The organism is Stenotrophomonas sp. HMWF003, assembly GCF_003061285.1.
GTDB lineage: Bacteria > Pseudomonadota > Gammaproteobacteria > Xanthomonadales > Xanthomonadaceae > Stenotrophomonas > Stenotrophomonas maltophilia_AP.
Window position 1 is genome coordinate 478 of the sequence record NZ_QAIW01000402.1, and the last position, 5,258, is coordinate 5,735.

Here is a 5,258-nt window from a genome sequence, read left to right on the forward strand (position 1 = left end):
GGGCTCGTGGGCGCCATCCATGGCGCCCAACGGTCCTGGAACCGCGTACCCGCCACCCATCTCACAGATCACGCGCGTGCTGGCAAACCGCTGGGCATCGCGGCTTTTGTTTACTGCGACGCTCGCATCGGTTATCGGAGCGGCCGTTGCTCTAGTAGTTGCTCTCGCTGTTGATCTTGTTGTTGTTGTTGCTGTCGGTTTTTCCACGGCCACCAACCAACTGTCGAGGGTGGGGGTGTGTGGGTTCACGGGACCTGAGCGCCATGGATGGCGCGACGGAGCCTACAAGGGTGAGGGCGCATTGCTTGCGAGGCACTGCCTCGCATGCGTCCGAACGCACAGCCGCCAGCGGCTGGGCCGGGCCGCGGAGCGGGACTTGCAGCGTGTCCCGTGAACCCACACACCCCCGCCCAGCTTGGTAGCAAACGGAAACAGCGCTCTTGGCTTAAAAAAAAGGGGGCCTTTCGGCCCCCTCAGGGTGATAAAACGACCCCAGTCGCAAAGCGTGTTTTAGAAGAAGGCGCGGATACCGAAGGCGACGCCGCGGCCCGGCAGTGGGGAGTAGTCGCGCAGCAGCGAGGTGTGCGGGCGCACTTCCTGGTTGGTCAGGTTGTTGCCGTCCAGGAACACTTCGTAACTGTTGCTGTCGTTGCGGTCCCAGCGGTAGGCCAGGTGGGCGTCCACCAGCGTGTAGCCCTTGCTCGGATCCTCGTTCTGCGCCACATCCTTCTGGCTGCTGTAACGCACCGCGCCCACCGATGCCCGCCAGCCGTCACGCGACCAGCGCAGGTCCGCGCCCACGCGGCCCGGCGCGATTCGCGGCAGGTAACCGGTGTTGGCCAGCTCCACGCTGTAATTGTGGTTGTGGTCGCCGTGCGGCACGGCGATGTCCACGTTGCGGCTGCCACTGCCATCCAGCTCCGCCTTCACGTAATCGCCGAACACCCGCAGATCCCAGTCGCCTGCGTTGCCCTCGAACAGATGGAACAGCGCTTCGGCCTCGGCGCCCTTGAAGGTTGCGTCCTGCTGCGTCCACAGACGGACTGGCAGCGATTCGACCACCCCGGTGTCGGCCAGGTAGATGAAGTCCTTGAACCTGGTCTGGTAGATCGACGCGGAGAAGTCGACGCGGTCGCTGTGGGTATGGATGCCCAGTTCGACGCGCTGGCCGCGTTCGGTCTTCAGGTTCGCATCACCGATTTCCAGCGAGCGGGTGGCGATGTGCGCACCGGCCGCGTAGAGCTCTTCGTTGGTCGGGGCGCGCTCGGAGCTGTCGATGCCGAAGCGCAGATCCACGGCGTCGTTGAGCGTCCAGATGCCGGCCGCGGACAGGTTCGTCGCATCGAACTTGCGCGCGCGGTAGTCGCCGGTCGGGTCCAGCTTGACCTGGTCATGGCGACCGCCGAGTTCGAGCTTGAACGGACCGAACTGCTTCTCCTGCAGCACGAACAGGCCGATGTTCTTCGTCCCGGTATCCGGCACGAAGGCTTCCTCGCCCTTGGCACCGAAGTCGCTGTTGCCGAACTGCAGGCCAAAGGCGCCGTCCCAGCCGCCGATCTGTTCCTGTACGGCTTCCAGGCGGCCTTCGATGCCACGGTTGGTGAAGCGCGTGGCCGGCGTGCCGGCTTCGAGTTCGGTGTGCTCGTAGTCGGTGTAGGCCGTACGCAGGTTGATGTTCTTCAGGAACGAGGTCGGCTGGTAAATGCCGCCCTTGGCTTCGAAGCGGTTCTGCACCATGTCGATGCGGACGTCGTGCTCGTCGCCTTCTTCCTCGTCGCCATGGTCGTGATCGTGGTCGTGATCATGGTCGTCGTCGGCATGCACGTGCGCACCGTTGGGAATGCCGTAGTTGGTGCGATAGGTGCTGGCGGACACGCCGAAGTAGCCGTCATCGCCCAGCCAGGTGGCACCGACGCCGCCGGCGCGGGTGCGGATCGAACTGTTGTCCAGCCGGCCCCGACGCGGTTCGTCGCTGTCGCCTGCCGCGTGGTCGTGGCCGCTGTGGTCTTCCAGGCCATCGATCACCGCGTAGCCGGGAATCCGGTAGTCATCGCCGTTGCGGACCAGGCCGTCGACGTGCAGCACGACGTTGCCGCTGACACCGTCCAGGCGGAACATGCCGCTGCGCTCATCATTGACCGAGTTGCCGCGCAGTTCGGCGCGACCGCTGAGCGGGCGGTCCGGCAGTTCGCGGGCGATGCGGCCGTCCACCACGTTCACCGCGCCACCGATCGCACCGCTGCCGAACAGCAGGGTGGCGGGGCCCTTCAGCACTTCGATCTGGTCGGCCAGGAACGGCTCGATGCTGGTGGCGTGGTCGGCGCTGACCGTGGAGGCATCCATGTTGCCCATGCCATTGGAAAGCACCGCCACGCGCGGGCCTTCCTGGCCGCGGATGATCGGGCGGCCCACGCCGGGGCCGAAGAAGGTGCTCTGCACGCCGGGCAGCTTGGCCACGGTATCGCCGAGGGTGCCGGCCTTCTGCTCGTCCAGGCGCTCACCGGCCAGTACGTCGACCGGGCGGGCCAGCGATTCGGCATCGCCCTGCAGCGGCGAGGCGGTGACCTTCACGGTGGACAGCTCGGTCAGGTGGCCGTCGCGGTGGCTGCCGGGGGCGTCGGCCGCCAGTGCCAGCGAGGGCAGCAGCGCGGCGGCGAGCGCCAGGGACAGGGCGTGGGGTGTGAGCAGGAGGGAGCTGGAGCGCATAGGACAAGGGCCTTCGGTCAATTGTTACATTATATCAATGGTAGGGCGCGCGAATCCCGTCACGGGACGGGGTAGGGCAAGTCAGGGGGAGGCAAGGGTGCGCGTCAGGATTGATGTTATATTATTCCATAACGCTTCGCCGACCCTGCTGGAAGTCATGCCCCTGTTCGCTCGTGTTCGCCATCTGCTGGATCGTTTCGGTGCCACCGGCTCGTTGCTGTGCGCCGTGCATTGCGCTGTGTTGCCGGTGCTGCTGGCGGCTGCGCCGTCGTTGGGGCTGTCGGTCTGGATGGGCGACGGCGTGGAGCTGGCACTGGTGAGCTTTGTCACCCTGCTGGGCCTGTTCAGCCTGGTCTGGGGCTGGCGCCGGCACGGCGCGCTGCGCGCGCTGGCCTTTCTGATCCCGGGCCTGACCGCGCTGTGGGCGGGGTTGCTGTACGACCCGCTGCACCATTCAGCCGTGCCGCATGCAGTGGTGATGACCCTGGGCGGCGTGCTGGTGGGCGTTGCGCACCTGGTCAACCTGCGGCTGAACCACGGCCACGTCCACGACGCCAGCTGTGCTCATTGAGAGCGCGCATGGTAGGCTTCCAGATCGTGCGCGGGGGCGCCTGAGAGGGCGGCCCCGCCGAACCCGTGTCAGTGCGGGGTAATCAGAATCAGGTTTCAGACTAAGGAGTTGACGACATGGGTAAGGGTGACCGCAAGACCGCCAAGGGCAAGCGTTTCAACGCCAGCTACGGCAATTCGCGCTCGCACGTGGTGAGCAAGGTGGCCGTGGGCGCAGCTGCGCCGGTCGCCAAGAAGACCGTTGCCAAGGCACCGGCGAAGAAGGCCGTTGCCAAGAAGGCTGTCGCCAAGGCCGGTTGATCCCGCCTGGCGGGTCGAAGAAAACGCGGCGCTTGCGCCGCGTTTTTTTTATGCGTCAAGCAGACACCTCGCCTCACGCGCGGTGTCCGGGTCAGCGCAGTGCCGGCAGCAACCGCTCGGGATCCCCATCGTTGGGCGCCGCTGGAACGCCCAGCAGGCGCGCCAGCAGCGGGTACACGTCGACGTTGTCGAAGCCTTCGATGGTCTGGCCCTGCTTGAACGACGGGCCGCGGGCGATGAACACCGCGCGCATCGACGGCAGGGCGTTGTCGTACCCATGCGAACCGCGGGTGCCGGGCGCGCGCGTGGCCACGCTGGCGCGGCTGAGTGCGTTCCAGCCCTCGTGCATCTGGCACACGATCGGGGGAATGCGCGGGTTGGAGCCGTAGTGCCAGCGCGCCGGCAGCGTCTGCCGGGTCCAGCAGTCGTACTGCGCATGTGCACCCAACAGTACCTTTTCGGCTTCGCGGTGCTTGCCCGGCAAAGGCGCAAACCCCACCGACTGCCCCATCGACACATCGGTGGCAATCGTCGGGTCGACCATGTCTTCAATCGCGATGGTCTGTCCGTCGGGCACGCTGGTCATGCCGTGGTCGGACACCACGATCACGTTGGTGCTGGCGTCCAGCCCGCGCGATTGCAGGCCGTCCAGCAGCCGGCCGATGGCGACGTCGACTTCGCCGATCGCCGCAGCGTATTCGGGCGAATCGGGGCCGTGGTCGTGGCCGGCGTGGTCGACCTGTTCCATGTACAGCGTGACCAACCGCGGCGCATCGGCGTCGGTCTGGCCGACCCAGCCCAGCACCTGGTCCACCCGGTCGGGCAACGGCACGCTGGCATCGTAGGTGCGCCACTGACTGGGGCGTACGCCCTGGATGGCGGCTTCGCTGCCGGGCCAGGACCACGTCGCGGTGCGAACACCGGCTTTTTCCGCGCCCACCCAGATCGGTTCGCCGCCCCACCAGCGGGCATCGGTGACCGCTTCGCGCTTGCTCAGGCGGAAACTGCCCAGCGCGTCCTCGTGCATGCTGTTGTGGATGATGCCGTGATGGTCCGGACGCAGCCCGGTGACCAGGGTGTAGTGGTTGGGGAAGGTCAGTGACGGGTATGACGGGGTCATCCAGCGCGCACGCACGCCCCCGTCGACAAGGCGCGACAGGTTGGGCGTGATGCCGCGGTCGAGCATGTCCGCACGCAGGCCGTCGATGGACACCAGCAGCAGCTTCGGCGCGGCGGCGGGCGTGGCGACCGGCGTGCTGCCGGCCGTCGGGGAGTCGAAAGGAACGCTGGCACAGCTGGTCAACGCGAGGGTGGCGGCAAGCGCCAACGAAAGGCGGACGGAAGTCATCCGGCCATGATAGTCCGGCGGGGTGACGCGGCGAAGACAACCGATGGCACGGTCAGAGCGCGTGCGCGGTGTGCGCCGCGTGCACGATCAGGCGAACAGCGCGCCGGTATGCGCTTCCAGCTGCAGCAGCGCAGCTTTGGTCGGCAGCCCGCCGCCGAAGCCGGTGAGGGCGCCGCTGCTGCCGATCACCCGGTGGCAGGGCAGCACGATTGGCAGCGGGTTGCGGCCATTGGCGGCACCGACCGCGCGGCTGGCGGTCGGGTGGCCGATGTGGCGGGCCAGTTCCACGTAGCTCCAGGTCTGGCCAAACGGAATGTCGGCCAGCGCCTTCCAC

4 protein-coding genes and 1 pseudogene are annotated in these 5,258 nt (G+C 67.0%); 2 read left to right on the forward strand and 3 right to left on the reverse strand.

Going from position 1 to position 5,258, the window contains the following annotated elements; all coding sequences use genetic code 11:
• Window positions 1-510: 510 nt before the first annotated feature.
• Window positions 511-2,706 (reverse strand): TonB-dependent receptor, encoded by a 2,196-nt coding sequence (locus tag DBR34_RS17230; RefSeq protein ID WP_128097695.1) that lies wholly within the window; start codon window positions 2,704-2,706, stop codon window positions 511-513.
• Between the two features lie 157 nt (window positions 2,707-2,863).
• On the opposite strand from DBR34_RS17230, the gene DBR34_RS17235 reads away from it, so the two are divergent.
• Together DBR34_RS17235 and DBR34_RS17240 are read left to right on the forward strand one after the other, a co-directional pair.
• Window positions 2,864-3,277: a MerC domain-containing protein gene (locus tag DBR34_RS17235; RefSeq protein WP_038689545.1), complete on the forward strand. Its 414-nt coding sequence runs from the start codon at window positions 2,864-2,866 to the stop codon at window positions 3,275-3,277.
• A 116-nt stretch (window positions 3,278-3,393) separates the two neighbouring features.
• Window positions 3,394-3,576, forward strand: coding sequence for a 30S ribosomal protein THX (locus DBR34_RS17240; protein WP_038689543.1), 183 nt, complete (start codon window positions 3,394-3,396; stop codon window positions 3,574-3,576).
• Between the two features lie 91 nt (window positions 3,577-3,667).
• Here DBR34_RS17240 and DBR34_RS17245 read toward each other — a convergent pair whose 3' ends face one another.
• Complete coding sequence (locus DBR34_RS17245; RefSeq protein ID WP_128097696.1) at window positions 3,668-4,924, reverse strand: ectonucleotide pyrophosphatase/phosphodiesterase; 1,257 nt, start codon at window positions 4,922-4,924, stop codon at window positions 3,668-3,670.
• A gap of 114 nt (window positions 4,925-5,038) precedes the next feature.
• Window positions 5,039-5,258, reverse strand: a pseudogene (locus DBR34_RS23730) (MGMT family protein); the annotation flags it as partial.